Annotated in this window: 26 protein-coding genes and 1 tRNA gene; 11 read left to right on the top strand and 16 right to left on the bottom strand. The window is 63.8% G+C overall.

Translation table 11 applies throughout. The features are described from left to right. Positions 1-66: 66 nt before the first annotated feature. The 4 genes from ACZYOF_RS19230 to ACZYOF_RS19215 form a co-directional block, all read right to left on the bottom strand. Positions 67-450 (bottom strand): hypothetical protein, encoded by a 384-nt coding sequence (locus ACZYOF_RS19230; protein WP_463716747.1) that lies wholly within the window; start codon positions 448-450, stop codon positions 67-69. Continuing rightward, positions 450-851 carry an SRPBCC family protein gene (locus ACZYOF_RS19225; protein ID WP_130577651.1) on the bottom strand — a complete coding sequence of 134 codons (402 nt, stop codon included), beginning with the start codon at positions 849-851 and terminating at the stop codon, positions 450-452. Before ACZYOF_RS19225 ends, ACZYOF_RS19230 begins: the two co-directional genes overlap by 1 nt. 60 nt (positions 852-911) lie before the next feature. Continuing rightward, the gene (locus tag ACZYOF_RS19220; protein WP_130577652.1) at positions 912-1,271 is read right to left on the bottom strand and encodes a VOC family protein; all 360 of its coding nucleotides are present in this window, start codon (positions 1,269-1,271) and stop codon (positions 912-914) included. Positions 1,272-1,332: 61 nt separating this feature from the next. Beyond that, positions 1,333-2,172 (bottom strand): helix-turn-helix transcriptional regulator, encoded by an 840-nt coding sequence (locus ACZYOF_RS19215; protein WP_463716746.1) that lies wholly within the window; start codon positions 2,170-2,172, stop codon positions 1,333-1,335. 144 nt (positions 2,173-2,316) lie between these two features. On the opposite strand from ACZYOF_RS19215, the gene ACZYOF_RS19210 reads away from it, so the two are divergent. Beyond that, positions 2,317-2,390 (top strand) — tRNA-Gly (locus ACZYOF_RS19210). A gap of 10 nt (positions 2,391-2,400) precedes the next feature. Here the strand turns inward: ACZYOF_RS19210 and amaB are convergent. The 4 genes from amaB to ACZYOF_RS19190 form a co-directional block, all read right to left on the bottom strand. Continuing rightward, complete coding sequence (gene amaB / locus ACZYOF_RS19205) at positions 2,401-3,933, bottom strand: L-piperidine-6-carboxylate dehydrogenase (protein WP_130577654.1); 1,533 nt, start codon at positions 3,931-3,933, stop codon at positions 2,401-2,403. 243 nt (positions 3,934-4,176) lie between these two features. After that, complete coding sequence (locus ACZYOF_RS19200; protein WP_130577655.1) at positions 4,177-5,235, bottom strand: class I SAM-dependent methyltransferase; 1,059 nt, start codon at positions 5,233-5,235, stop codon at positions 4,177-4,179. A 279-nt stretch (positions 5,236-5,514) separates the two neighbouring features. Beyond that, positions 5,515-5,880, bottom strand: coding sequence for a nuclear transport factor 2 family protein (locus ACZYOF_RS19195; RefSeq protein WP_394569674.1), 366 nt, complete (start codon positions 5,878-5,880; stop codon positions 5,515-5,517). A gap of 185 nt (positions 5,881-6,065) precedes the next feature. After that, the gene (locus ACZYOF_RS19190) at positions 6,066-6,164 is read right to left on the bottom strand and encodes a ChaB family protein (protein ID WP_282532270.1); all 99 of its coding nucleotides are present in this window, start codon (positions 6,162-6,164) and stop codon (positions 6,066-6,068) included. Positions 6,165-6,326: 162 nt separating this feature from the next. Here ACZYOF_RS19190 and ACZYOF_RS19185 point away from each other — a divergent pair, with 162 nt between their 5' ends. Next, positions 6,327-7,481 carry an alpha/beta fold hydrolase gene (locus ACZYOF_RS19185; protein ID WP_463716745.1) on the top strand — a complete coding sequence of 385 codons (1,155 nt, stop codon included), beginning with the start codon at positions 6,327-6,329 and terminating at the stop codon, positions 7,479-7,481. Positions 7,482-7,508: 27 nt separating this feature from the next. Here the strand turns inward: ACZYOF_RS19185 and ACZYOF_RS19180 are convergent, their stop codons facing one another. The 4 genes from ACZYOF_RS19180 to ACZYOF_RS19165 form a co-directional block, all read right to left on the bottom strand. Continuing rightward, positions 7,509-7,712, bottom strand: a complete 204-nt coding sequence (locus ACZYOF_RS19180) for a hypothetical protein (RefSeq protein WP_463716744.1) — start codon at positions 7,710-7,712, stop codon at positions 7,509-7,511. A gap of 27 nt (positions 7,713-7,739) precedes the next feature. Further along, on the bottom strand, positions 7,740-8,414 hold the full coding sequence (locus ACZYOF_RS19175; RefSeq protein ID WP_463716743.1) for a helix-turn-helix domain-containing protein: 675 nt from the start codon (positions 8,412-8,414) through the stop codon (positions 7,740-7,742). Between the two features lie 333 nt (positions 8,415-8,747). Further along, entirely contained in the window at positions 8,748-9,059 is a 312-nt protein-coding gene (locus ACZYOF_RS19170) for a universal stress protein (protein ID WP_463716742.1), read from the bottom strand. Beyond that, positions 9,037-9,582, bottom strand: coding sequence for a hypothetical protein (locus ACZYOF_RS19165; protein ID WP_463716741.1), 546 nt, complete (start codon positions 9,580-9,582; stop codon positions 9,037-9,039). The genes ACZYOF_RS19170 and ACZYOF_RS19165 overlap by 23 nt, the downstream gene beginning before the upstream one ends. A 178-nt stretch (positions 9,583-9,760) precedes the next feature. On the opposite strand from ACZYOF_RS19165, the gene ACZYOF_RS19160 reads away from it, so the two are divergent. Together ACZYOF_RS19160 and glk are read left to right on the top strand one after the other, a co-directional pair. Next, a complete protein-coding gene (locus tag ACZYOF_RS19160) occupies positions 9,761-10,216 on the top strand; it encodes a CBS domain-containing protein (RefSeq protein ID WP_130577659.1) in 456 nt (151 codons plus the stop codon). 196 nt (positions 10,217-10,412) lie between these two features. Beyond that, positions 10,413-11,381: a glucokinase gene (gene glk, locus ACZYOF_RS19155; RefSeq protein ID WP_463716740.1), complete on the top strand. Its 969-nt coding sequence runs from the start codon at positions 10,413-10,415 to the stop codon at positions 11,379-11,381. Positions 11,382-11,479: 98 nt separating this feature from the next. Here the strand turns inward: glk and ACZYOF_RS19150 are convergent, their stop codons facing one another. Next, the gene (locus tag ACZYOF_RS19150) at positions 11,480-11,830 is read right to left on the bottom strand and encodes a RidA family protein (RefSeq protein WP_282532502.1); all 351 of its coding nucleotides are present in this window, start codon (positions 11,828-11,830) and stop codon (positions 11,480-11,482) included. A gap of 210 nt (positions 11,831-12,040) precedes the next feature. Then, positions 12,041-13,699, bottom strand: coding sequence for an FAD-binding dehydrogenase (locus tag ACZYOF_RS19145; protein ID WP_282532503.1), 1,659 nt, complete (start codon positions 13,697-13,699; stop codon positions 12,041-12,043). Between the two features lie 278 nt (positions 13,700-13,977). Between ACZYOF_RS19145 and ACZYOF_RS19140 the strand changes: the two genes are divergently transcribed. The 5 genes from ACZYOF_RS19140 to ACZYOF_RS19120 all read left to right on the top strand — a co-directional run bounded on the left by ACZYOF_RS19140 (position 13,978) and on the right by ACZYOF_RS19120 (position 18,396). Then, on the top strand, positions 13,978-14,442 hold the full coding sequence (locus tag ACZYOF_RS19140; RefSeq protein WP_463716739.1) for a hypothetical protein: 465 nt from the start codon (positions 13,978-13,980) through the stop codon (positions 14,440-14,442). Positions 14,443-14,638: 196 nt separating this feature from the next. Further along, positions 14,639-14,833 carry a hypothetical protein gene (locus ACZYOF_RS19135; RefSeq protein WP_463716738.1) on the top strand — a complete coding sequence of 65 codons (195 nt, stop codon included), beginning with the start codon at positions 14,639-14,641 and terminating at the stop codon, positions 14,831-14,833. Between the two features lie 99 nt (positions 14,834-14,932). Then, on the top strand, positions 14,933-15,523 hold the full coding sequence (locus ACZYOF_RS19130; protein WP_130577664.1) for an SCO family protein: 591 nt from the start codon (positions 14,933-14,935) through the stop codon (positions 15,521-15,523). Positions 15,524-15,645: 122 nt separating this feature from the next. Beyond that, positions 15,646-16,518: a transporter substrate-binding domain-containing protein gene (locus tag ACZYOF_RS19125; protein ID WP_130577683.1), complete on the top strand. Its 873-nt coding sequence runs from the start codon at positions 15,646-15,648 to the stop codon at positions 16,516-16,518. A 186-nt stretch (positions 16,519-16,704) separates the two neighbouring features. Beyond that, complete coding sequence (locus tag ACZYOF_RS19120; protein WP_463716737.1) at positions 16,705-18,396, top strand: lysine--tRNA ligase; 1,692 nt, start codon at positions 16,705-16,707, stop codon at positions 18,394-18,396. A 173-nt stretch (positions 18,397-18,569) separates the two neighbouring features. Here ACZYOF_RS19120 and ACZYOF_RS19115 read toward each other — a convergent pair whose 3' ends face one another. Next, positions 18,570-19,127: an AAA family ATPase gene (locus tag ACZYOF_RS19115; protein ID WP_463716736.1), complete on the bottom strand. Its 558-nt coding sequence runs from the start codon at positions 19,125-19,127 to the stop codon at positions 18,570-18,572. Between the two features lie 127 nt (positions 19,128-19,254). On the opposite strand from ACZYOF_RS19115, the gene ACZYOF_RS19110 reads away from it, so the two are divergent. Continuing rightward, complete coding sequence (locus ACZYOF_RS19110) at positions 19,255-19,995, top strand: phosphotransferase enzyme family protein (protein WP_463716735.1); 741 nt, start codon at positions 19,255-19,257, stop codon at positions 19,993-19,995. A 320-nt stretch (positions 19,996-20,315) separates the two neighbouring features. Here ACZYOF_RS19110 and ACZYOF_RS19105 read toward each other — a convergent pair whose 3' ends face one another. Beyond that, entirely contained in the window at positions 20,316-21,248 is a 933-nt protein-coding gene (locus ACZYOF_RS19105) for a 2-dehydropantoate 2-reductase (protein ID WP_463716734.1), read from the bottom strand. Positions 21,249-21,615: 367 nt separating this feature from the next. On the opposite strand from ACZYOF_RS19105, the gene ACZYOF_RS19100 reads away from it, so the two are divergent. Beyond that, positions 21,616-22,398 (top strand): class II aldolase/adducin family protein, encoded by a 783-nt coding sequence (locus tag ACZYOF_RS19100; protein WP_463716733.1) that lies wholly within the window; start codon positions 21,616-21,618, stop codon positions 22,396-22,398. Positions 22,399-22,422 lie beyond the last annotated feature (24 nt).

Below are 22,422 nucleotides of genomic sequence, written 5' to 3'. Positions count from 1 at the left end.
ACGGCTGGCAGACCCTCGCCAGCAAGCCCATTGCTCAGCCGGTTGATCTTGCCGCCTGAGCAGATATCATCCGTTCACCGGAGACTCGCGACGGACAAATTCCAACCAAGTTCGCGACGGCACCGTGACCGGATCGGTCCACTGTATCAGCCAGGCGTCGAGCTCTCCATCGTAGACCCTGAGCGTGGTGCCGTAGGAATTGGCGTTGGCGGTGGCATCGGCCTCGCGCAACTCGCCGCGCGGCGGCACGATCCAGACATCCTGGATCGCGCGGCCTTCGAGCGCCCAGCCGAAGTGCCATTCGCCCTTTCGCTCTCGCCTGGTGCCGTCCTCGGCAATGTGGGTGACATCGAGATCCCAGGAGCCGACGAAGCGGCCATAGAGATCCATTTTGCCGGCGCGGTCGGCTGCAGCACCGTCCGCGCCGAGCGCTTCGAGGAACGGGTTCATCACGCCGCTTCCCGCCCGAGCTTGTTCTGCATTGCGCCGACGCCAAGATCCATCTGGGAGGAGATGTAGGGCGCGATCTCGTTCGGCAGCACATCGGCGATCCACGTCACGCGGCTGCGGCAGTCGCCGTCGGCGAACGCCTGGATGGATGCGCTGTGCTGCTTCAGCCGCTCGCTGACGACGGCATAGACCAGCCGCCGCCGTGCGTCGTCGCAGTCGACCAGCAATTCACGCGCCACCGTGCCGTTGGAGAAGGTGACGATACGCGCGTCGCCGTCGAGCTTGGTGTCGAGCACGAAGCCCGGCACCAGCCGCGTATGCAGCGCGCCGAAATCGCGCAAGGCATCCCAGACCTGGTCGGGATGCGCGTCGATGATGAATTCCTTGTGGATGGAAGCCATGGGGTAAGTCCTTCTTGAAAGCCTTTGAATGACGGCAGTCGCAATGATGAAGATGGCGTCTCACGTACACACCGCCTCGACATTGTTGCCGTCGGGGTCGATCAGAAACGCCGCGTAATAGGTCGGGCTGTAATCCTTGCGATGGCCGGCTGCGCCGTTGTCGCGGCAACCGGCTTTCAATCCTTCGCTGTGGAATGTCTTGATCGCGTCGTGGTCCGGCGCGCGGAATGCGACATGGGCGCCGCCATTGCTCTGGCCCTTGTGCAGATGCAGCCACAGCGCCGGCTCGCCCTTCGGGCCGAAGCCGGCGCCACTGTCATCGCGCGAGCACAGGACATAGCCGAGCGGGGCGAGCGCTGCGGTGTAGAAACGCACGCTGGCGTCGAGATCGCCGACGCGCAGGCCGATATGGTCATACATGATTGTTCTCCAGTGCTAGTCTAGGGCGCGCCTGACGACGCGCGGGACTGGAGGAGGTTAGCTAGTGCAGCGCCAGCCGTTCTTGGAAAATCTTGCGGTCGCCGCGCGACGCTTTTCGGAACGCATGCGGTGAGACGCCGGCGGCGCGGTGGAACGTGCGCACGAAATTGGAGAGATCGCCGAAACCGACGTCGTAGGAGATCTCGGTGATCGGGCTGTCGTCGTCGGCCAGTCGCCGCGCCGCGTGGCGCAGCCGCGAGCGCACGAGATATTGATGCGGCGTCACGCCGAGGACTTCCGAGAACAGCCTGAGGAAATGGAACGTGCTGATGCCGGCCTGATCCGCCGCATCATCCAGCCCGATATCCCGCTGTGAGTGTGCATCGATCCACAGCGCCGCCTCGACCGCGCGGCGGCGATCGCGTAAGGCGGCCGTCACCGGCCTCGCCGCGCGTCCCGAGACCATCTCGATGAAGCGGCTGGCCAGGAGATGGCCGGCCTCGTCGAGGCCGATGTCGCTGTTGCCATCTGCTGCCGTTTGCGCGAGCTCGCCCAGCACCATCAATTCCGGCAGCGGCGGCACCGATCCGATCTGCCAGACCGCGCGGCTGTCGCCGATCGCCTGCACCAGCTCCGGATGCAGGTAGAACGACAGGCATTCGTCGCCGCCGACATGGTCATGGGTGCAGGTATATTCGTCGCCGGGATGGCCGACCAGGATCGCGCCGGTCACCAGCTCATGGAAACGGCCGCGGCAATGGCAGCCGAAGCTGCCCTTGCGGACGTAGGAAATCGAATGCGCATCATATTGTTCGGCAAACGGTTTCTCGCCGGGCACCGCGGTGCAGCGGAACTCGTTCACGGCAATGCGCTCACGCTGCAACAGCGGCCTTCGGATCATGCCTTAAGACTTAGCGATGCGCCCGCGGCGGCGCAACGCCCCAAGCAGCACATCCGGAATCCTGACGTTTTCCGTTAAGGAGAACGCGAGAGGCGACTTGGCGAAAGCCTCGGTCTCGGCTAATCAGGAGCGGCAACGCGATCCGCGGGCGTAGTTCAATGGTAGAACGGCAGCTTCCCAAGCTGCATACGAGGGTTCGATTCCCTTCGCCCGCTCCAGCCCTTTGCGTCACCCGACGTCGAATTTGACGCCCTGCGCCAACGGCAGTTCGCGCGAATAGTTGATGGTGTTGGTCGCCTGTCTCATGTAGCCGCGCCACGCGTCGGATCCGGATTCGCGGCCGCCGCCGGTTTCCTTTTCGCCGCCGAACGCGCCGCCGATTTCGGCGCCTGATGGGCCGATATTGACGTTGGCGATGCCGCAATCCGAGCCGACCGCGGAGATGAAGGTCTCGGCCTCGCGGATGTCGGTCGTGAAGATCGATGATGCGAGCCCCTGAGGCACCGCATTGTGGCTGGCGATCGCCTCGGCAAGATCGTGGTAGCGCATCACGTACAGGATCGGCGCAAACGTCTCGCGCGGCACTGGCCCCGTTTGGGACGGCATCTCGACCAAAGCGGGGGCGACGTAATAGGCGCCAGAGGATTGATGGTCCACGCGGGTCCCGCCATGCACCTTGCCGCCGAGCGAGGTGGCTTCATCCAGCGCGCGGCCCATCGCCTCGAAGGCGGCCGCATCGATCAGCGGGCCGACCAAAGTGAGCGGCTCGCGCGGGTCGCCGATCGTCACGGAACGATAGACGCGGCTGAGCCTCGAGACGAAATCATCGGCGATATCTTCGTGCACGAACAGGCGGCGCAGCGAGGTGCAGCGCTGTCCGGCGGTACCCATCGCGGAAAACGCGATGCTGCGCAAGGCAAGATCCTGATCGGCGGACGGCGTGACGATCGCGGCGTTGTTGCCGCCGAGCTCGAGAATGGCGCGGCCAAAGCGCGCGGCGACGCGCGGGCCCACCTGCTTGCCCATCCGCGTCGATCCGGTGGCCGACAGGATGGCAACTTCGGGGTGATCGACCAGGACTTCGCCGACCGTGCGGTCGCCCTGCACGAGTTCGGCCAGACCCTGCGGCGCGTCACCGAAACGTGCAAGCGCGCGTTCGACGATCGCCTGCACCGCGCACGCAGTCAGCGGCGTTTTCTCCGAAGGCTTCCACACCACAGCGTTGCCGCACACCAGCGCAAGCGCTGCATTCCAGCACCACACGGCAACCGGAAAGTTGAACGCCGTGATGATGCCGCACACGCCGGCCGGATGCCAGGTCTCCATCATCCGATGACCGGGGCGTTCGGATGCGATCGTCAATCCATAAAGCTGGCGCGACAGGCCGACGGCGAAGTCGCAGATGTCGATCATCTCCTGCACCTCTCCGAGCCCTTCGGAGAGAATCTTGCCAGCCTCGATCGTCACCAGCCGCCCGAGCAGTTCTTTCGAGCTGCGCAATTCCTCGCCGAGCAGGCGGACCAGTTCGCCCCGGCGCGGGGCGGGGACGGTTCGCCATGTCAGGAACGCAGTCCGCGCGCGAGCAATCGCTGCGCGCGTGTCGTCGTCGCTTCCGGGCTTGAGACGCCCGATGACCTTGCCGTCGATCGGCGAGCGGGCGATCAGACTGCCGTCGGCGACGAAGGCCGGCAGAGCCCCCAGCTTCGTCAGGAGATCGATGGCTTCGTTGGCAACAGTGGAGCTTGGCGTGGAGGTGCTCATGGCGGATGTCCTCGGATCAGCGGTCGCGCATGCAAGCGCCCGCTCGATTTGCTATAGCGTTTTCGAGCGAAGTGGACACCGGTTCGCGTGAAGAAAACGCGTCAAAACAAGAATCTAGAGCTTCGGTTCTGATTCAATCAGAACCGAAAATGCTCTAGCAAGTCTCGCAAGCACTCGTCCGCGTCAAGTCCACCCGCCGCCACGCGAAGAATCTTCGCGCGGCGGCGCTCAGTGCCGGGGGTGTTATGGCCGTGCTTCCAGGATCAGGTTGAACGGCGTTTCGGTGGCGCGCCGGAACCGGGTGAAGCCGGCCTCGCGGGCAATCTCGCGAAGCCTGGCCTCGCCGGCCTGCGCGCCCAGGGCGAGCCCGACCTCCTGGTCCAGGGAGGCCGGCGTGCAGACCATGGTCGAAGCCGCATAGTAGACCCGCCCGATCGGATTGAGATTATCCTCCAGCCGGTCGTTGGCGAAGGGCTCGACCAGCATGCAGGTGCCGTCCTTGGCCATGGTGCTGCGGGTATGCTTGAGCGCGCCGACCGGGTCGCCCATGTCGTGCAGGCAGTCGAAGAAGCACACGAGATCGTAGCCGTTTGCCGGAAAAGTCTTCGCGGTGTGGGTCTCGAACGTCATGCGATCGGACAGTCCCGCATCCCGCGTCAGCTCGCGCGCGGCCTGGATCGAGCCCTCGTGATAGTCGAACCCGAAGAATTTGGATTTCGGGAACGCCTCCGCCATCAGCCGGGTCGATATGCCGTGTCCGCAACCGACATCGGCGACCTTCGCGCCCCGCTTCAGCTTGTCGACGACGCCCTCCAGCGCCGGCAGCCATTCCTGCACCAAATGATGCTTGTAGCCGGTGCGGAAGAAGCGCGCCGTTCCGCAGAACAGGCATTCGCTGCGCTTGTTCCAGCCGACGCCCTTGCCGGTCTTGAATGCGTCGGAGATCTTCGGCTCGTCGAGGAATGTCGCCGCCACGAGGTTGCCGACCGCGCCCAGGAAAACCGGGCTCTCGTCGTCCGCCAGCGCCATGGCCTGCTCCGGCAGCATCGAGAACTTTCCGGATTTGGTGTCATATTCGACGTAGCCGGAGGCCGCTTGCGCCGACAACCACTCGCGCACATAGCGCTCCGCGGTGCCTGTCGCTTTCGCCAGCTCTGCGGAGTTCATCGGTCCCTTCTCGGCCAACGCCTTGTAGAGGCCGAGCCTGTCGCCGATCAGCATCAGCGACGCGTTCATCGCGGCGCCGATGTCACCAATCATCTTGCCCATGAAAGAGTTCAGGCGGTCATTATCAACTTCCATGATATGCCTCCATCGAAATTGTCTTTCGCCAAAATGTCACGTCGACGCTGCGGAAGCGGACCTTGCAGGACGCAAGACCGCTCCATCGCAGCGCCTGGATGATGGTAAGGCCGTTTCGGTGTGGGGAGCGAGGCGTTACGCCTCACGACAGCGAGATCGCCGTCACAAGCGCGCGAGCGGTAACGCGAACTTGCTCTGCTCTCTTCTTTCATCGCGGCAGTGCATGGCAGCGAGGCTGACGGATGTTACGTCAGCAACACCGCCATGCACCGCGTCGTATCACGCGCCCTGCGGCACCTGGTCGAGGAAACCGGTGATGCTCTTGATGCGGCCGTCCTTCAGCACCGCGAAGTCCGTGCCCTTGATCGGGCTGTCGGTGCCATCGGGACCGAGGCCCCAGGAAAAGCGGAGATGGTCGCCGAAACCGTTGGGTTCGCCGATCAGTTTGAACTTGAACGCCGGAAATTTTTCCTGGACGCCTGATATCAGCGCATCGACGCCTTCGTGGCCGTCGCCGCTCATCAGCGGATCGACATAGCGTGCGTCGGCGGTCCAGTTCTCGGCCAGCATCTCGCGGCGCCGGCTCGGCGTGCGCTCGTTCCACAGTTCGATATAGCGGCTTGCGATGGTCTTGTGGTCGGTCATCTTGCTCTCCTTCGCGTATCGCCGAATGGATCGGCTGCTGCGAACTATCGGATGTTGGCGTGAGCTAATCGATTACCTCCGAGGTCATCGCCTGCTGCTTGGAAATCTGCGGTGGTGCGCGAAACCGGATCACGTGCCAGTCGTTGGTTTCGCGCTGGAGCAGTTCGAACAAAACTCTTCGAGTTCTAGATTCCGGGTCTCTGGATCCAGTGATCGCCGACCTTCGCATAGGATCGCTTCACCGCCGCCGAGGCGGTCCGGTGTGCGATGTCCTCTTGCCTGATGTCGCCCGCATGGGCCGGCGCCGCAATTCCTTGCGCGAGTGCGTTCCTCGCCGAAATGGAGCTAATATAGCAGTCCTGCGTTTCGTTGGTGCTTGATCGAGGTCAAACCTTTCGCCGATGCCTGTCCGACCATGGCGCCGGCGAGCAAAAGGGGGAGTGAGCTTGGGCGAGAAGAACAGACCACCGGAAGAGAAGCCGAGCGCCGACACTGATTGGGCGGTGCAGACGCTGCTATGGCCAATGGCGGCCACGCGATTGGCGCTGGAGGCCTATCTGCATTGGTTCGCTGGTCGCGAGCCCACGCCGTCCGAGCCGGAGAGCGAGACTCCGCTATCCTGGACCATGCCGAACGTGATCGCGCTGCAGCTCGCCTCGATGCGGCTGCGGGATTTTTCGCGCAAGGCGACGGGCCAGCCGCTTCTGATCTGCGCTCCCTTTTCGCTGCACGAGGCCTTGGTCGCTGATTTCGCACCTGGCCATAGCCTGGTGCAGGCGCTGCTGCAGGGCGGCATGGATCGCATCTATGTCACCGACTGGTGCTCGGCGACATCAGAGATGCGCTATTTGTCGATCGACAGCTATCTCGCCGACCTCAACGTGGCGGTCGATGACATCGGCGCACCGGTCGATCTCATCGGCTTGTGCCAGGGCGGGTGGCTGTCGCTGGTCTATGCCGCCCGTTTTCCACACAAGGTGCGACGGCTCGTGCTCGCCGGTGCGCCGGTCGACGTCTCCGTGCCCTCAGATCTGTCGCGGATGGTGGCAAGTATGCCAAAGCAAGCGTTCGACGAGCTGGTGCACCAGGGAGAGGGCATCATAAGCGGCAAGCATACGCTTCGCTTCTGGAGCATGCCGCTTACCCTCCATGACGTCGAAGCGACCTTGCAGCGGGATGTCGGCGATGGATCGGAGCAGGGCGCGGCCCTGCTGGCGCGCTTCGAGCGCTGGGATCGCAAGCTGCTGGATTTGCCGGGAACCTTTTATCTCGAGGCGACCAACTGGATCTTCCGCGAGAACCGGATCGCCGAGGGACGCTTCGTCGCGCTCGGTCGCCAGATCGATCTCGCCGAGGTGACGGTTCCGGTCTTTCTGCTGGCAGCAGAGAAGGACATTGTCGTGCCGCTCGAGCAGGCACTCGCCACGGCGCGCCTGCTCGGCACGCCGCCGCATTGGCTGGAACAGGCCTCCGAGCCGTGCGGTCACCTCGGTCTTTTCATGGGGCGCGAGAGCTTGGGCCGTTCGTGGCACCGGATCATCCGCTGGCTCCAGGCGGGTGGTGACGATGTTGCGCAGCCAAGGCCCAGGATCAGGGCGTGAGACGAAAGCCTTCCGCGGGAAGCCGCGCTATCTCAACTCGGCGACGGTGAGCGGGCGCATCGCATCGGGCGCGGCAATATGCTGAACGGTGGGCTGCCGGCGCGAAGCTTCAGTTTGGTCGCTGCTTCGGCCGTGAACCGCCAGCAGCATGATCGCGACCGCGGCGGCAACACCAAGCGCAATGATCTTGCGATGGGTGCCACGATCCGCGCTGATCAATGAATGGTTCATGGCACATCTCGGTCAATTCTATCCTGGTCAGGCGTTCAGGCGGTTCAGCGCGGCGCGGTTCCGCAATTCGATCCGGCGCGAGGTCGCCAGCGCGATGGCGCCGGACTGCTCCAACTGGGTGAAGGTGCGTGACACGGTCTCGATGGTGAGGCCGAGGTAATCGGCAATGTCCTGGCGCGACATCGCAAGTTCGATCGATGTCGTGCTGGCGGTGCGGCGGGCGATATCGAGCAGGAATCCCGCGACCCGCTCCTCGGCGGTCTTGATCAGGAGCAGCATGTGATTGCGGAAGCGCTGCAGTTCACGCGTGGTGGCATCCCAAAGCTGCTGCGCCAGATCCTTCTCGCGCTCGGCACGCAGCATCACCGCGCTGCGCTTGACGATCAGGACCTGCGCCCCGTTCACAGCCTCGGCGGAAGACGAGTGCGTCTCGCCCGCCTCAAAGCCGAAGATGTCGCCCGGCAGATAAAACCCACCGATCTGGCGCCTGCCGTCCTCCAGCATCTTGTAGGTGCGGACAGTACCTGACACCACCTGATAGAGATATTCGGCCTCGTCACCTTCGCCGTAGATCTCGACATTGCGTGCGTATTGAAAGGGCGTGCCCATCAGCGCAAGCGGACCCTGCATGGCCGGGCTTTCGAGACGGTGCGGCGTGCTCGCGGCCTGGCGGAGGACGGGGCGGGAAGCGTCGGTGTGCATGGCGGGCTCCTTCAAATCATCTGATGGAACCAGAATGCCCGCTTGCACCGCGTCTGAAAATTCGGAGCCCTTCCCTAAGGAAGATTACGGAGGGTAGGTCTCCCGAGATGTCGTAGCCCGGGCGGAGCGCAGCGTAACCCGGGACGGTGCGCGCTGGGGCCACACAAGGCCCCGGATTGCGCTGCGCTCCATCCGGGCTACGTACGGTCGCAGAAACTGCGTCATTGCGAGCGCAGCGAAGCAATCCATGCCTCCGCGCGTAGAGAGATGGATTGCTTCGCTTCGCTCGCAATGACGGGCGGCAGGATGGCGGAGTTCTGCGCCGCCGAAAGATCAATGCGACATCAGCGTCGGCACCGTCATGCACTGGAGCATCTCGCGGGTGACGCCGCCGAGCAGGCGTTCCTGCAGCCGCGAATGCCCGTAGCCGCCCATCACCAGCAGGTCGAGGCTTTCGTCGGCCGCAACGGACAGGATGGTGGGCTGGATTTCGGAGTGCGCGGCCGGGAAGGCCACGATCTTGGCCGGCAGCCCAAGCCGCGCCAGATGCTCAACGAGGCGCTGCGGGCTCGCTTCGTCCGGAATCGCCCCTGGATTGCCAATGGAAATGATGGTGAGCGCGTCAGCGTGCCGCAGCAGCGGCATGGCCCCGCAGCGCGCGGCCGGCGAGGCGGCTTCCGTCCCAGCAAATCCCGATACGCCGCGCGGTAAACGCGCCGCGGAAGGTATAGGGCATGAACAATACCGGGCCGCCTGACTGGAACAGGATTTCCTGCGGCATGTCGTTGTCGAACGTATCGCGTTCGGGTTCCGGCTGCAGGACGACGGTGAGATCATGCAGCCGGGCGCTGGCGCCGGCGATCGCTAGCGCCTCACGCGGTGTCGCGCTCATCGTGCGGCAGGTATACGATATCCCTGCGTGCTTCGCCTCGACCTCGAAGACGCGCATCGCGGCCTCTGCGCGCTCCAGTGCGCGCTGCCGGGTCTCTTCGACGATCATGGCGACCGCAGCGCCGCCTGCCGCGGCGATCGGAACATTGGCGGTCTCGTAGGCGACGGACAGCGCGTCGAGGTGAGCGCCGTACGCCATGGTCAGCAGCACGGCACCGTCAATCACCGGCCGCGCGGGACGTTCGGAAGGGATAAGCACCAGCAGGTTCTTGAACATCGTCATTCTCCCCCACAATTGGTGGCGATCGGCACAAATTGCACATCGCTATAAGAGCACAACGGCCGATCGACGTATTGATCCAGGTCAGAGGGCGCCGTCGTCATTTTGACGCATATCAATGCCCGGCCCGCTTCCCAGTGCACGCTACCGGACCCGAGCCTGTTGGAGAGAAACAATGCTGGCAACGGATGTCATGCGAACCTGGTTCGCCACCATAAAGCCGAACGCGCCGCTGCTCGATGCCGTCCACCTGCTCCTGGAAACCAGTCAGCGTGGCTTGCCTGTGATCGACGACGATGGATCTTTGGTCGGCATCATCTCCGAGGGCGATTTCCTGCACCGTCAGGAGCTTGGCGTGACCGGCCCTGCCGGGTTCTTGCTGGAATGGCTGCTCGGACGAGCCGAGGGACAACACATGCACGAGCAGACGCAGGCGCTGCGGGTCGACGCCGTCATGACGCAGAATCCCGTGTGCGTGGATGAAACGGCAACCGTCGACGATATCGTCACGCGAATGGACGCACATCAGATCTCGCAGGTGCTGGTGGTCCGCGACGGCAAGCCCATCGGAATCGTTGGCCGTACGCAGTTGCTCATCGCGCTCGAACGCTGTTTGAGCCGGCAACACTGACGAAAGCGCGGCCGCGGCCGTACGCAGCATTCCAGTCTGGTTTATGTTGATCAACCCATGCAGCGGCCGATTCCCAAAGCTGCCGCTCGGTGATACTTGGATATCATCGCCGCCAACCGGCGGACGCGGATCGGAACCGGCAAACGACTGATGGACGCATCCGCGCACCGACCGCAGCTTGACAGGAACGGAGGCAATGACCGGGATCAGCCAAGCATTGCTCGCCGATATCGGCGGCACCAATGCGCGTTTCGCGCTCGTCAGGGGTCGTCAGATCGGCCCCATCGAACATGTCAAGGTCGCCGACTATCCGACCTCGGCGGAGGCGATCGCCGCCTTCCTTGCCCGCCACGCGACGGGCGGCGTTGCCACTGCGGCGATCTTCGGCATCGCGGGCCCGATCGAGAACAACCGCGTGGTGCTGACCAACAGCCCGTGGATGTTCGATGCGGCCAGCCTGCGCCAACAATTCGCCTTCGCGGCCGCGCATTTCCTCAATGATTTCGAGGCGCTGGCCTGGTCGCTGCCGGCTCTGGGAGCTTCCGACCTGGTGTCGCTCGGCAGCCCCACTCCGGTCGCCGGCGCTCCCATGCTCGTGGTTGGGCCGGGGACCGGCTTTGGCGCGTCCTGTCTGGTTCCGTCGAGCAAGCCGCCCGTGGCGATCATCACCGAAGCCGGCCATGCCACCTTGCCGGCGACTTCGGAACGGGAGGAGCGGGTGATCGATCACCTGCGTGTGCGCTTCGGCCACGTTTCGATTGAACGTGCGCTATCCGGGTCCGGCCTCACCCACCTCTATGACGCCTTGAACGCCATCGACGGCGCCGGCGCGCCCGCGCGCGATGCGGCCTCGATCACGCAGGCCGCGCTTGACGGGAGCTGCGCGACGAGCCGGGCGGCGCTCGACATGTTCTGCGCGATGCTCGGCATGGTCTGCGGCAATCTGGCGCTGACCTTCGGCGCCCGCGGCGGCGTCTATATCGCCGGCGGCATCGTGCCTCGTTTCGTCGATCATCTGGCGGGATCGGATTTTGGTCCGTGCTTCACCAGCAAGGGGCGGTTCGATTCCTATCTGCGGGAGATTCCAGTCCATGTCATCACCCGGCCCGATGTGACTTTTGTCGGGCTCAAGGCGTTCTTCGAGACGAACGTCATGGCCGCATAGGCTGCCTCGACAATGGAAGTCGCTCGATCAGGCTCAACGAAGTGCGCGATGCCGGCCGCACGTAACGATCGGCATCGCCATTCTCGTGCAATGGGCGCTTACTTCGCCGCGGTCACCATGATCTCGACAGTGTATTGGGGCGCCGCCAGCTTGGCCTCGACGGTAGCGCGCGCCGGCGTGTTGCCTGGCGACACCCAACGGTCCCACACCGCGTTCATCTCGCCGAACGTCTTCATGTCGGTGATGTAGATCGTCGTCGTCAGCAGCTTCGATTTGTCGGTGTCGGCCTTTGCCAGATGGCCGTCGATGATCGAGAGGATCTCCTCCGTCTGCTTCGTCACGCTTTCACCGGCCGTCTTGTTGGCGACGATGCCGGCCAGATACACCGTGTTGCCATGCACGACGACCTGGCTCATCCGCGGCCCGGTTTCAAAACGCTGAATGGTCATATTGTTCTCCCGTTGATTGGCGGTGACTACCTAGCGCAGCGGTCAAGCTCTGGCGAGTCGTCTCTTATGGTCTCTTGTAGCCCGGATGGAGCCAACGGGTCGCGCGAATGCGCGCCCGATGACAGGCTCCGCGCAATCCGGGGCAACTCGATGTGTGGATCGAAGAATCCCGGATTGCGCTTCGCTCCATCCGGGCTACGGGACTGCGATTTATCGCACGGCTTTCGCCGCGGCGCGTCCCGCGTTTCGTCCGGAGAACAGGCAGCCGCCCAGAAAGGTCCCCTCCAGCGAGCGATAGCCGTGCATGCCGCCGCCGCCGAAGCCAGCGGCTTCGCCGACGGCGTAGAGTCCCCTGATGATCTCGCCGTCACTCCCGAACACCCGCGCATCGAGATCGGTCTCGAATCCGCCGAGCGTCTTGCGGGTCAGGATGTTGAGCTTCACCGCGATCAGCGGTCCATGCGCGGGATCGAGGATGCGATGCGGCGCGGCGGTGCGGATCAGGCGGTCGCCGATATATTTGCGCGCATTGTGCAGGTTCATCACCTGCGCGTCCTTGACGTAAGCGTTTGCGATCTCGCGGTCGCGCGCCTCGATCTGCGTTCGGATGTGATCGAGCTTCAAAAGGTTCTCGCCGGAAAGCTGGTTCATCGCCGCGACCAGATCCTCGAGCCTGTCGCGCACGATGAAGTCGACGCCGTTTGTCTTGAACGCTTCCACCGGCGCCGGCGCGCCCTTGTTGGTGGCGCGCTTGATCGTCATGCGCCAGCTCTTGCCGGTGAGGTCCGGGTTCTGCTCGGAGCCCGAGAGCGCGAACTCCTTCTTGATGATGCTCTGGGTCAGGATGAACCAGGAATAATCATGGCCGGTGCTCATGATGTATTGCAGTTGCCCGAGCGTGTCGGAGCCCGGAAACAGCGGTGCCGGCAGCCGCCGTCCGGTCGCATCGAACCACATCGATGATGGCCCGGGCAGGATGCGGATGCCGTGCTTCGGCCAGATGGGTGACCAGTTCTGGATGCCCTCGACGTAGTGCCACATCCGGTCGCGGTTGATCAGCCGCGCGCCGCTCGCCTCGGTGATCCCGATCATGCGGCCGTCGACATGGTCGGGCACGCCGGAGATCATGTGCTTCGGCGGCTCGCCCAGTCGCTTCGGCCAGTTCTGCCGCACCAGATCATGATTGCCGCCGATGCCGCCGGATGCCACGATCACGGCTTGCGCGCGAAGCGAGAATTCGCCGACCACATTGCGTGACGAACTCTTGCCGCGCTCCACGTCGGTCGGCTCGAGGATCGCGCCGGTGACGCCGTCGATCGCGCCGTTCGTCACTTGTAGCGCATCGACACGATGGCGGAATTTGAAGATCAGCCGGCCGCTCTTCTCGGCCTCGCGCGCGCGGCGCGCGAACGGCTCGACGATGCCGGGCCCGGTGCCCCAGGTGACGTGAAAGCGCGGCACTGAATTGCCGTGGCCCATTGCGTCATAGCCGCCGCGCTCGGCCCAGCCAACGATCGGAAACAATCGATGGCCCATCGCGCGCAGCCAGTCGCGCTTCTCGGTGGCGGCGAAAGCGACGTAAGCTTCCGCCCAGCGCCGCGGCCAATGGTCTTCGTCACGATCGAAGCCCGCCGTTCCCATCCAGTCCTGCAGCGCGAGCTCGTGAGAGTCCTTGATGCCGAGCCGGCGCTGCTCAGGCGAATCGACCAGGAACAATCCGCCGAACGACCAGAACGCCTGGCCGCCAAGCGATTGTTCGCCTTCCTGCTCGACCACGATGACGCGTTTTCCCGCATCGGTAATCTCTGTGGCGGCAACAAGGCCTGCCAAACCTGCGCCGACCACAATGACGTCTACATCCTCAGCCATTTCTTTCCTCCCCCGAGTTCCCTGTGAATGAGACCTGTGCGTACGCGCGCGGTCAACGGCGAATCGGGCTCGCTTGTGGCGGCTGTTCCGCGAGGACACGGTAAGGTTGTTCCAGTATGGGATCTTTCATCCGCAAACTGCAGCGTGCGCGCAACACTCGATTTGAATTTGTTTTGACCGACCCGTGACGGCTGGACAAAAATCCGGCCTCGCAACACGCTGGCCGAAGTCTTGCATCACTGAAAACCAACAGATTCGATATTCGACTGGGGCAGGCCATGAAGTTGATGACGGGGTTGCTCGCGGCGGTTCTCCTGCTGGCGGGCATGGGGGTTTCGCATGCGGTGGTACGGATCGCCGACGATCGGGGCGGCAGGATCGGCACTTACGTCGACAGATATCAAGGCCTTCGCAGTTCCGGCGAAACCGTCATCATCGACGGCCTCTGCGCGTCGGCCTGCACCATTGTGCTCGGCGCGGTTCCCCATAGTCGGATCTGCGTCACCTCGCATGCCAATCTCGGTTTCCACGCCGCCTGGGATTTCGGCGCCAACGGCCGCGCCATCACCAATCCCGAAGCGACCCAGATGCTGTACTCGATGTACCCGGCTTCGATCCGCCGCTGGATCGCCTCGCGCGGCGGCCTCACCCCGCGGATGATCTTCCTGCGCGGCAAGGCCCTGCAGGCCATGTTCCGGCCCTGCTACCTCGACGCCCAGGCCTCCGTGAACCGGCCGCGCTAGGGGCGCGGTCGTCCTCTGCCGTCATGGCCGGGCTTGACCCGGCCATCCACGTTTTTGATGTGGAGGAAGACGTGGATGCCCGGGTTAAGCCCGGGCATGACGAGTGGCGATAGCTCCGTAATTCCCTCCGCACGATGTGACGGCGCGCCGCAGCATTGCGCTTGCCGGGCGGCGGAACCGAGCTTATTTCAATGAAATGGTTCAGCCGGTTTCCGCCTCGCATGGAATGACCGCACCTGCCTCGGCACAGGGCAAGGTGGCGTCCGTCATTGCCTGGGGCGCTGCGGGCTTGGGCGCGCTCATGGTGCTGGGCGCGGGCGCGCTCTGGTTCCACTACGGCACGGCGGTGTTCTTCGAGACCATCGCGGCCGGCGTGTCGGCTTGTTTCTGAGCATGACCCGGACCCGGAGGGCTGCGCCAGCGCAAAGTGGGCACCGGTTTTCCCGGTAAGGTGATGCTCAAACAATAAACGGCCGAAAGGATTTTTTTCATGGATCGGACCTCCCGCCCGCTCGTGATCGTGGCCGCCTTCGCCGGCAGCCTGGCGGTCGGGCTATTGCTGTTGTTCTGGACCATGGGCGGCCTGCGCAGCATGACCGCGCCGTCGGCGATCGGCGGCCCATTCCAGCTCACCGACCAGGCCGGCCAGACCGTCACCGACAAGAGCCTGAAGGGCAAGCCGACCCTGATCTTCTTCGGCTTCACCCATTGCCCCGACGTCTGCCCGACTTCGCTGTTCGAGATTTCCGAAGTGCTGCGGGCGATGGGCCAGGACGCCGACAGAGTGAACGCCTATTTCGTCTCGGTCGATCCAGAGCGCGACACCGCGGCGGCGATGAAGGATTATCTGTCCAGCTTCGACCCGCATTTGAAGGGCCTCACCGGCGCCCCTGATGCCATCGCCAAGGTGCTGTCGTCCTACCGCGTCTATGCCAAGAAGGTCCCGCTGAAAGACGGCGACTACACCATGGACCACACCGCGCTGATCTATCTGATGGATCGCGACGGCAAGTTCGTCTCCCCCTTCAACCTCAAGCGCACGCCGGAAGAGGCCGCGGCCGACCTCAAGCGCTATCTTTGAATTGCCACTAGGCCCTCGCATCATGCCCCGGATGGTCTATAAGGCCGTCCAATTTCGCAACATTGCCCGGCCAAATGTCCGATCAGACCGCCCCGCTCGACATCTCCCGTGCTATCCGCGCCATGGCCGGATGGCTCGTCGTAGCGGCTTTGGCTGTCTGTAGCGGCGCGGCGAATGCACAAACCCCACAGCAGCAAACTCCGCCGCCGAAGCCGCCTGTCGAGGCGGCGCCGCAGGCAGTGCCCGGCTTCTGGGATCCGCGGCGGCGGCCGGAGCGGCCGGACCTGTCGCGCATCACTGTGATCCGGTTCCTGACTGAGACCGATTATCCGCCGTTCAACTTCACCGGTCCGGACGGCAATCCGGCCGGCTTCAACGTCGACCTGGCGCGGGCGATCTGCGAGGAGATCAAGGTCACCTGCACCATCCAGATGCGCCGTTTCGAGACGTTGGTGGATGCGCTCGCCACCAACCGGGGCGATGCCATCATCGCCTCGATGGCGGTGACGCCGCAATTGCGCACAAGGGTCGATTTCTCCGATCCCTATTACCGCGCGCCGGCCCGCTTCGCGTCGCGGCGCGACGCCGTGCTGCCGGAAGTGCGGCCGGAATATCTCGAAGGCAAGAAGGTCGGCGTCATCGGCGGCACTGCGCATGAAGCCTATCTGAAGGCGATGTTCACCGACGCCGAGCTCCACGCCTACCCCAATGACGATGCGCTCAGGCAAGCGCTTCGCCGCGGCGAGGTCGATTTCATCTTCGGCGACGCGATCGCGCTCGCGTTCTGGATCAACGGCACGGATTCGGCCGAATGCTGCGCCTTCTCCGGCGGCCCGTTCGTCGAGAGCCGCTTCTTCGGCGAGGGCATCGGCATTGCCGTCCGCAAGGGCAACGACCTGCTCCGGCAGGCGTTGAACTGGGCCCTGTTCCGGCTCTGGGAAAAAGGCCGCTACACCGACCTGTGGCTGCGCTATTTTTCCGTCAGCCCGTTCTGACGCAGATGTCGCCGGATTCGTAGTCGGATTCGTAGGGTGGGCAAAGGAGCGTAGCGACGTGCCCACCATCAAGCATTCCGCTCGCAGTGGTGGGCACGCTTCGCTTTGCCCACCCTACGTTTCTTCGCAATGACGATTATGCTATCAAACCGGCCGTTTTTCTTATCTCGGAGAAAGTTCGTTTAAATGTCCGTGACCGACCTTGCCGCAAGCCCGAGCGATCTGCGTGCGCTCGCCGAACAATCCAACGCCTGGCCGTTCGAGCAGGCGAAAGCGATTGTCGCGCGGCTGAAAAAAACTCCGAAGGACGAGGTGCTGTTCGAGACCGGCTACGGCCCGTCCGGCCTGCCCCATATCGGGACCTTCGGCGAGGTCGCGCGCACCACCATGGTGCGCCACGCCTTCCGCGTGCTCACCGAGGACAAGATCAAGACGCGCCTGCTCGCCTTCTCCGACGATATGGATGGCCTGCGCAAGGTGCCGGACAATGTCCCGAACAAGGAACTGTTGGAGCAGCACCTCGGCATGCCGCTGACGAAGGTGCCCGATCCCTTCGGCACGCATCCGAGCTTCGGCGAGCATAACAATGCGCGGCTGCGCGCTTTCCTCGATCAGTTCGGCTTCGATTACGAATTCGCCAGCTCGACCGACTACTACACCTCGGGCCGCTTCGATGCCGCGCTGCTGCGGATGCTGGAGCGGATCGAGAAGGTGATGGCGATCATGCTGCCCTCCTTGCGCGAGGAGCGCGCCGCGAGCTATTCGCCGTTCCTCCCGATCTGCCCGCGCACCGGGCTCGTGCTCTATGTGCCGGTCACGGCGCACGACGCCAAGGCCGGCACCATCTCCTATGAAGACCCCGAGACCAAGGAGAGCGTCACGGTCCCCGTCACCGGCGGCCGCTGCAAATTGCAGTGGAAGCCGGACTGGGCGATGCGCTGGTATGCGCTCGGCGTCGACTATGAAATGGCCGGCAAGGACCTGATCGATTCGGTGAAGCTGTCAGGCAAGATCTGCTCGGCGCTCGGCGGCACGCCGCCGGAAGGCTTCAACTACGAGCTGTTCCTCGACGAGAAGGGCCAGAAGATCTCGAAGTCGAAGGGCAACGGCCTGACCATCGACGAATGGCTGCGCTACGCCTCGCCGGAATCGCTGTCGCTGTTCATGTACCGCGAGCCCAAGGCGGCCAAGCGGCTTTACTTCGACGTGATCCCGCGCAATGTCGACGAATACCAGCAGTTCGTCGACGCCTTCCCGCGCCAGGACGGCCGGCAGCAATTGCAGAATCCGGTGTGGCACATCCACTCCGGCCATCCGCCGCAGGTGGACATGCCCGTCACCTTCCAGCTTCTCCTGACGCTGGTGTCGTCGTCGAATGCGGAGAATGCCGGGACGCTGTGGGGCTTCATCGGCCGCTATCGCCCGGGCGTGACGCCCGAGAGCCATCCGAAGCTGGATGCGATGGTCGGCTATGCCATCAACTACTACCGCGACTTCGTCGCGCCCTCGAAGCAATTCCGCGAGCCGACCGAGAGCGAACGCGCGGCGTTGCAGGATCTGCGCGATGCGCTGTCCAACATGCCGCCGGATTCGACCGCGGAGGACATCCAGAACGTGGTCTACGAGATCGGCCGCCGCGAGCCGTTCCTCGATCCCGTGAAGAAGGGCAAGGACGGCCGCCCCGGCGTCTCGCTCGACTGGTTCAACATGCTCTACCAGGTCCTGCTCGGCCAGGAGAAAGGCCCGCGCTTCGGCTCCTTCGTCGCTGTCTACGGCATCCAGAACGCCGTCAACATGATCGACGGCGCACTGGCGCGTGCAAGCCGACCCATAGAACGTCCGCTGGAGGCTAATGTTCGTCCGCACCCGGAAGCATAGTACGTCCGCGATGCAGTTTCACGCTGTTGGCGCCAAGAGGTCGGTCGCGGCGGCACGTACATGCCTCCGGCGGCATTGAACACGTCCCAACAGCCGCCTAGACGCCGAACACAGCCGTGCTGAGTGCCGAAACTGGATAATTCGAATCGACCACTCCGCCGGAGGAGCCGCGCTCACAGACAGGTCGCGCCGGGCGAACTCCGAGGGAGAACACCCGTCTGTTCCAATATCTGATCCACGACCCTTTCGATCGGCGCAGTGGCGTCGATCGTGACGTCGCCCTTCGGAATGTCCTCCTTAGTGGCATGCAGCCTCACGACCAGATCCAGTTCGACCGGCCGTCCGCCGAACTCGTCTTCAGCCCTGCCGGCAAGCCTCCGTTTCAGGGTCTCGACATCGACGTCAAGAACGAAAATCCCGTCGAGCAGATCGACGAAGCAACCGAAGTTCCTGGAGCCGCCGCAGAAGAAGGAGATCTCGTCGCTGCGATCAGCAATCACGGCCTTGACCTTCTCCACGTTCCAGATCCAACGCTCCTGGCGCCAGCGGACCTTGTCCGCCTCGCTCGCGTGGGCAGGCTCGTCCACCGGCTCTCCCGTCTTCGGATCCCCCTGATAGGCCAACTCCCGGTCGCCGTGGACGACATGGTAACCGCGCCGCTGCAGCTCTTCAGCCACCGTGGTCTTGCCCGTGCCGGACACGCCGTCGATCAAATAGTTTCTAATGCCCATCGTTTACTCTGGTCAGATACCTTCCACGCCGCGCTCCGAATAACGCGACAACAGATGACATTTAAGATCTGATCGGTGACATTTGCAAAATGTAACCTCCCAACCACCCCTATCAGGAGTGCCCTTGATGTCGCCAACGGGATGGGACGCTCTCGCACAATGGGGCGAAGACGCAGATCGCATCAAAAAACTCGCCGGCGGCGTCGCAAACGATGTATGGAGCGTTCGCCTCCGCGGGCAACTCGCCGTCGGTCGTCTCGGCAAGAGGAGCGATGCCGATCTCGCATGGGAGACCGAGCTCCTCCAGCACCTCGACCGTGAAGGTCTGACCGTTCCGGTGCCGATCCCGACGATAAACGGCCGGCTGTTCGCAGACGGTCTGGTGGTGATGACATACGTCGAGGGCGGGCCGCCGGAGACGGAGGCCGACTGGCGTCGCGTGGCCGACACCCTCCGGCGGCTGCATCGGTCGACGCAAGGCTGGCGACAGCGTCCGGGCTGGCGATCATCGACCGATCTCCTGCACGCAGACACCGGGACAAGGATCGACCTCCGCGCAATGCCGCCCGAGGGCGTTGCTCGCTGCCGAGCCGCATGGGCGCGTCTCGGCAGACGTCAAACCTGCGTCGTCCACGGCGACCCCAACCCGCGCAACATCCGCATGACCGCGGAGCGGGTCGCGCTGATCGACTGGGACGAGTCGCACGTCGATGTCCCCGAGCTCGACCTGGTGCTGCCCCACAACGCCGCCGGTCTCGATGGCGACACGCATGACATCGCGGCGCAAGCATCGGCCGCGTGGGAAGCCGCGGTCTGCTGGGACGACGAGTTCTCGATCAAGCGACTTGCCGAAGTTCGGATGGCCTGAACGGCAGCAGGCGGCCTATATAAGAAACCCGCGTCACGGACATACTATGCTTCCGCGCGCGGCCCTTCCCTGTTACCCAACTAAAAATTTGCCAGTCGCTACAGTCTACCGTGGCGGTATTAACCTGACCTTCTATGGGTCAGGTTTCAGCGCGCTCGTCGTAGCTTTCTCAATCCGTCATGCGCGGGCTTGACCCGCGCATCCATCCTGCTTCGCAAGACTCTTTTGGTCGATGGATTGCCGGGTCAAGCCCGGCAATGACAGCATTGTTCGTGGCTCACCATCTATCTCGACCGCAATCGCGTTGCCCACGCTACGACCTACAGCTTACCGTCACGCAATCCATCGCTGGTCGCGCGCAGCAGCGTCAGCAGCAGGCCGTTGAGCGGCGTCGCTACGCCATGTCGCTCGCCCGCCGCGACGATGGCGCCGGTGAGCGCATCGGCTTCGAACGGCCGTCCGGCAAGGCGATCGAAATACATCGAGGTGCCGGCGTCGGGCGGATAGGTCAGCAGCGTCGCCAGCGTTCGTTCGGCTTCGTCCGCATCCAGGCGTGCGCCATCGGCGCGCCCGACGGCAACAGCCTCTTCGAGGATGGCAAGGCACAGCGTCTTGACGTCCTCGCGCCGGAACACCGCCTGCCGCAGCAACGTCAGTGCCGTGATCGGATTGGCGACCGCGTTGATCAGGAGCTTGCGCCAGGCGAGCGTGGCGAAATCGTCGCTACACAGCACCCGCATGCCGGTTCCTTCGAGCAGGGCTTCGAACGCTCGCCCGTCGGCATCGGCTGCGACCGTGAATTCATAGTCGCCGGCACGTCGGAAGCGAACGCGGTCCGGCGCCAATCGCTCGCCATTGTAATAGACGAGAGTAGGAATAATGGCCGCGTGCCCGGCCAGCGGCGCCAGCCGCTCCTTGTGCCCGATGCCGTTCTGCAGGACCGCGATCCGGGTGTCGGCGCCGCAGAGTTTTGCAAGCCACGGCGCGCTTGAAGGCGTGTCCTGCGCCTTGGTGCAGAACAGCACCCAGTCCACCGGCGTGGCCTGCTGCGGATCAGTCAGGGCGCGAAGCGGAACATCGATTGTGCCTTCCGCGCGCTCGACCACGAGACGATCGAGCGGCCGCCTGACGCAGGCGATCACATCGTGCCGGTCGGCCGCGCGCAACAGGCCGGCGATGATGCCGCCGATGCTTCCGAGGCCGACGATGGCAATGGTCTTGCGATCCGGGTTTCGTTCAGTGCCAGCAGTCATCCGCAACAATTCTCCTCATCCTCACTCTAGGGCGAACATTGCCGGCTTTGCCAACGCAAACTGTGTCTTGCCGCGTTGTTCTATCGAAAACATGCTGCCAACTGCCGCCAATGCACCGCGCGCGTCCCGCGAAATCGGGATGAATCGCGTAGGGTTGGCAAAGCGCAGCGTGCCCACCCTCAAGAGCGGTGCAAGAAGAGGTGGGCACGCTACGCATTGCCCACCTACTGCTTCGCATCGCGCAGCCCGTCGCGCCCTGCGAAATCGGGATAGTTGGTGCACGGTAATTTCAAGCGGAGCGACGGCGATTTGAGCTAGACTGCGCCAATAACAAGCCGCCAGCAGAGGGGCGCAAGGGAGGATCAACATGCAGTTCAGGGTTTCACCGGACACGCTCACCGATCAAGGCGCCGCAGAGTGGCAGGCGCGCGTCGATCTTGCCGCCGCGCACCGGCTCGCTTTCATCCAGGGCTTCAGCGAAGGCATCTTCAACCATCTGACCTTCGTGGTGCCCGGCCGCAGCGATCGCTACTACCAGATTCCGTTCGGCACGCACTGGTCGGAGGTCACCGCTTCCTGCTTCATGGAAGTCGGCATCGACGATGCCGAGATCAAGCGCGGCGAGGGTGAGGTCGAGCGCTCCTGTTTTTGCATCCACGCCCCGATCCACAAGGCGCTGCCGCAGGCGAAGGCGGTGTTCCACACCCACATGCCGTTTGCCAGCGCGCTGACGCGGCTCGAGGATCCCCGCATCAAGGAGATCGGGCAGACCGAAGTCGGCATGGCCGGCGAGATCGCCTATGACGATGAATATACCGGCCCGGCGCTCGATCCGGCCGAAGGCGCGCGGCTCGCGAAGGTGATCGGCGACAAGACCATTCTATTCATGGCCAACCACGGCATCTCGACCGTCGGCGAGACCGTCGCGGAGGCTTATGACCGGCTGTATTACATCGAGCGCGCCGCGCAGGTGCAGATCTACGCGATGTGGACCGGACAGCCATTGAAGAAGCTGCCTGCTCCCGTGGTCGAAAAGACCATGCGCGATATCGGCGGTAGCAGTCTCTACAAGGGCCCAAGCCCGGCGCAGCGCCACTTCGATGCGCTGAAGCGCATGCTGGACCGCAAGGAGCCGGACTACGCGACGTAGTTTTGTTCGCGCCTGCATCTAGCC

The organism is Bradyrhizobium sp. LeoA1Lang (genome assembly GCF_055413685.1).
This window is presented reverse-complemented; position numbering and strand designations above follow the sequence as displayed.

Coding starts and splice junctions, on each gene's coding strand:
- ACZYOF_RS19225 (WP_130577651.1), bottom strand. CDS start 851: ATGGCTTCCATCCACAAGGAATTCATCATCGACGCGCATCCCGACCAG.
- ACZYOF_RS19105 (WP_463716734.1), bottom strand. CDS start 21,248: ATGACTGCTGGCACTGAACGAAACCCGGATCGCAAGACCATTGCCATC.
- ACZYOF_RS19100 (WP_463716733.1), top strand. CDS start 21,616: ATGCAGTTCAGGGTTTCACCGGACACGCTCACCGATCAAGGCGCCGCA.
- ACZYOF_RS19195 (WP_394569674.1), bottom strand. CDS start 5,880: ATGACCGACCACAAGACCATCGCAAGCCGCTATATCGAACTGTGGAAC.
- ACZYOF_RS19140 (WP_463716739.1), top strand. CDS start 13,978: ATGAAGTTGATGACGGGGTTGCTCGCGGCGGTTCTCCTGCTGGCGGGC.
- ACZYOF_RS19150 (WP_282532502.1), bottom strand. CDS start 11,830: ATGACCATTCAGCGTTTTGAAACCGGGCCGCGGATGAGCCAGGTCGTC.
- ACZYOF_RS19175 (WP_463716743.1), bottom strand. CDS start 8,414: ATGCACACCGACGCTTCCCGCCCCGTCCTCCGCCAGGCCGCGAGCACG.
- amaB (WP_130577654.1), bottom strand. CDS start 3,933: ATGAGCACCTCCACGCCAAGCTCCACTGTTGCCAACGAAGCCATCGAT.
- ACZYOF_RS19160 (WP_130577659.1), top strand. CDS start 9,761: ATGCTGGCAACGGATGTCATGCGAACCTGGTTCGCCACCATAAAGCCG.
- ACZYOF_RS19200 (WP_130577655.1), bottom strand. CDS start 5,235: ATGGAAGTTGATAATGACCGCCTGAACTCTTTCATGGGCAAGATGATT.
- ACZYOF_RS19135 (WP_463716738.1), top strand. CDS start 14,639: ATGGTTCAGCCGGTTTCCGCCTCGCATGGAATGACCGCACCTGCCTCG.
- ACZYOF_RS19220 (WP_130577652.1), bottom strand. CDS start 1,271: ATGTATGACCATATCGGCCTGCGCGTCGGCGATCTCGACGCCAGCGTG.
- ACZYOF_RS19215 (WP_463716746.1), bottom strand. CDS start 2,172: ATGATCCGAAGGCCGCTGTTGCAGCGTGAGCGCATTGCCGTGAACGAG.
- ACZYOF_RS19230 (WP_463716747.1), bottom strand. CDS start 450: ATGAACCCGTTCCTCGAAGCGCTCGGCGCGGACGGTGCTGCAGCCGAC.
- ACZYOF_RS19125 (WP_130577683.1), top strand. CDS start 15,646: ATGGCCGGATGGCTCGTCGTAGCGGCTTTGGCTGTCTGTAGCGGCGCG.
- ACZYOF_RS19110 (WP_463716735.1), top strand. CDS start 19,255: ATGTCGCCAACGGGATGGGACGCTCTCGCACAATGGGGCGAAGACGCA.
- ACZYOF_RS19180 (WP_463716744.1), bottom strand. CDS start 7,712: ATGAACCATTCATTGATCAGCGCGGATCGTGGCACCCATCGCAAGATC.
- ACZYOF_RS19145 (WP_282532503.1), bottom strand. CDS start 13,699: ATGGCTGAGGATGTAGACGTCATTGTGGTCGGCGCAGGTTTGGCAGGC.
- glk (WP_463716740.1), top strand. CDS start 10,413: ATGACCGGGATCAGCCAAGCATTGCTCGCCGATATCGGCGGCACCAAT.
- ACZYOF_RS19170 (WP_463716742.1), bottom strand. CDS start 9,059: ATGCCGCTGCTGCGGCACGCTGACGCGCTCACCATCATTTCCATTGGC.
- ACZYOF_RS19120 (WP_463716737.1), top strand. CDS start 16,705: ATGTCCGTGACCGACCTTGCCGCAAGCCCGAGCGATCTGCGTGCGCTC.
- ACZYOF_RS19130 (WP_130577664.1), top strand. CDS start 14,933: ATGGATCGGACCTCCCGCCCGCTCGTGATCGTGGCCGCCTTCGCCGGC.
- ACZYOF_RS19115 (WP_463716736.1), bottom strand. CDS start 19,127: ATGGGCATTAGAAACTATTTGATCGACGGCGTGTCCGGCACGGGCAAG.
- ACZYOF_RS19165 (WP_463716741.1), bottom strand. CDS start 9,582: ATGTTCAAGAACCTGCTGGTGCTTATCCCTTCCGAACGTCCCGCGCGG.